General features: G+C 34.6%; 3 protein-coding genes. All 3 read left to right on the forward strand.

Features of this window, described 5'->3' with window-relative positions; genetic code table 11:
- The first annotated feature begins 197 nt into the window (after positions 1 to 197).
- On the forward strand, positions 198 to 788 hold the full coding sequence (locus JU82_RS05185) for a hypothetical protein (protein ID WP_037947488.1): 591 nt from the start codon (positions 198 to 200) through the stop codon (positions 786 to 788).
- A 197-nt stretch (positions 789 to 985) separates the two neighbouring features.
- Positions 986 to 1,570 carry a glycosyltransferase family A protein gene (locus JU82_RS11785; protein WP_294892203.1) on the forward strand — a complete coding sequence of 195 codons (585 nt, stop codon included), beginning with the start codon at positions 986 to 988 and terminating at the stop codon, positions 1,568 to 1,570.
- A 5-nt stretch (positions 1,571 to 1,575) separates the two neighbouring features.
- Positions 1,576 to 2,193, forward strand: coding sequence for a glycosyltransferase family 2 protein (locus JU82_RS05195; RefSeq protein ID WP_037947491.1), 618 nt, complete (start codon positions 1,576 to 1,578; stop codon positions 2,191 to 2,193).
- Positions 2,194 to 2,317: the final 124 nt, after the last annotated feature.

The raw sequence follows: 2,317 nt of genomic DNA on the forward strand, positions 1-2,317 counted from the left end.
ATTGACAAATATTTGAACTATGATAACAATAACCATAAGCGAATGTAGAGATTGTCCGGCCTTACGAACTAATGACATGGATATAGGTTATAATTGTGGTTTTTCAGAATATCCAAATAATTACATTCAGGAACATAATGATACTCCGATAACTCCGGAATGGTGTCCGATAAAGCAAAACGAAATACATTTGAAGTATGACAAATCTTGAAAAGCTGATTAAAAAGCGGCAAAAGTTAATAGAACATCTCCACGACTTAACAGCGGCTGAGTTGAAAGTATTGGAGAAAGACCTATTGAAATTAATTTTGAGCGAAGCGGCATCAATTTTCAAGACAGTTGACGGAAAGTTAGTATTTGATACTAAAAACATCAGAGGCATACGGAAAATTGATTTAGTGATGGAGCAGTTCAAAGAATCAGATATGATTCCTTTTGTGAAAGACTTCGCAGAAAAGAGTATGCAAGTAGTGGCCATGACCGGAACATATTACAAAGGTTTGGGCTTTGCAGAAAACAAAATAGACGATTTATTAAAGAACTTTGCATACTTAGAACAGGCTTTAGGTATTGAAATCGGGAAAACTTTAGCAGAATCAAAAATAGTAGCGGGTTCTTTTTTAGACACGTTGGCAACAATGCCTGAAGTAAAAGACAAGTTGAAACAATATACTTTGAATCAGATTGCAGGCAAACAAAGTTTTGATGGATTTCTAAAAGGGTACAAAGAAATATTAGTCGATAATGAGTTAGCAATTAGACCTAAAACACTTCGTTTATTCCGGTGATACGATTAATACTACGAGAGATTTTTGTTTAGAAAGAGCAGGGCAGGTATTTACCGTTGAAAATGCTGAAGATTGGAATAGTGAAGAATGGCAGGGTAAAATACCAGGAATTCCATTTTTTATCCAAAGAGGTGGTTATAATTGCAGACACGAAATAGACTTTATCAGTGAGGAACTTTACAATCAAATGAATAAGAATGATTAGTATAATTATGCCATCATATCTCGATGTTTATCGAGATGCAGCAACAAATAGAATATCAAAATTTCACAGAGCCGTACAATCGGTCATAAACCAAACTTTCGCAGATTGGGAATTGATTGTAATTTCTGACGGCTGCAAGACTACAATTGAAGAAATAAAAAAGTACAAAGATTTGCGGGTTAATATTTTAACTATTCCGAAGTGTCCGACATTTTCCGGAACGCCTCGAAATGTAGGTATTGAACACTCAGAAGGAAAATACATCATTTACCTCGATACAGATGATTATTGGGGTGAAAATCATTTACAGATAATTTCAGAGCAGTTAACTAAAGACTTAGTAGTTTTCAATGATTATACGTTTTTTAAAGAGCGAAAAGAAAGGGCATGTACATTGAAGATGGGACATTGTGGAACATCGAGTATCTGTCATAAAAAAGGTAAGTCAAGATGGAAAAAGGGCTACGCTCATGACTGGGAATTTATAAAAGACCTATTGAAAGAATTTCCAGACTTTGAACACATCAAAACACCGGAGTATTACGTTATGCACATTCCACATCAATACGATAAATGAACCACATGACAACAGTAATAATCGTAAGTAATGCCATAAGCTTTGAATTAAGGCGAATGACACAGCAAGCAATTGATAGTTGCAATGAAACATCAAACGCTAATATAATCGTGTTAGAAGGAACTAAAACAGTGTTCGAGCGGTGCAAAACTTACAATTATGATTTTCCTTTCAATTACAACAGATGTTTGAATTTTGGTTATCAGATAGCACCTTCAGATATTTACGTTTTTTGCAATAACGATTTGAACTTTCAAGAAGACTGGTTATTTTATTTGGAAGAAGCTTTACAGCATTATGATTCAGTAAGTCCTATGTGTCCGATTGCACATAAGAATAAAACCGGAGTTTATGAAGGATATGGAATAGGCAAAGAATTTTCCGGTTGGTGTTATGCCATGACCGACAAAGCGATGAAAAAATTAGGTTTATTTCCTGAGTTCGTCAATTTTTGGTATTCAGATAATGCCACAGCCGACAAATTAAGAGAAAAAGGGTTAAAACACGCTTTGATTTGTAATTCAGTTGTAGTACATTTGGGAAGCCAAACATTAAAGAAGATGCCTAGAATCGAGCAATATAAGTTAACAGTCAAGCAAAAAGAAATCTATAAAAGTAAATAGCCATGGATATTTTCGTAATGTGGTTAGGTGGTAAAATGACAAGCGTACGCAAGCGGTGCCTTAATTCTATTTACAACAATTCAGGAGTATCTATCAATTACATTACAAGCGATAATGTGCATTA

Source organism: Sulfuricurvum sp. MLSB (assembly GCF_000747095.1).
GTDB lineage: Bacteria > Campylobacterota > Campylobacteria > Campylobacterales > Sulfurimonadaceae > Sulfuricurvum.

Coding starts and splice junctions, on each gene's coding strand:
- JU82_RS05185 (WP_037947488.1), top strand. CDS start 198: ATGACAAATCTTGAAAAGCTGATTAAAAAGCGGCAAAAGTTAATAGAA.
- JU82_RS11785 (WP_294892203.1), top strand. CDS start 986: ATGATTAGTATAATTATGCCATCATATCTCGATGTTTATCGAGATGCA.
- JU82_RS05195 (WP_037947491.1), top strand. CDS start 1,576: ATGACAACAGTAATAATCGTAAGTAATGCCATAAGCTTTGAATTAAGG.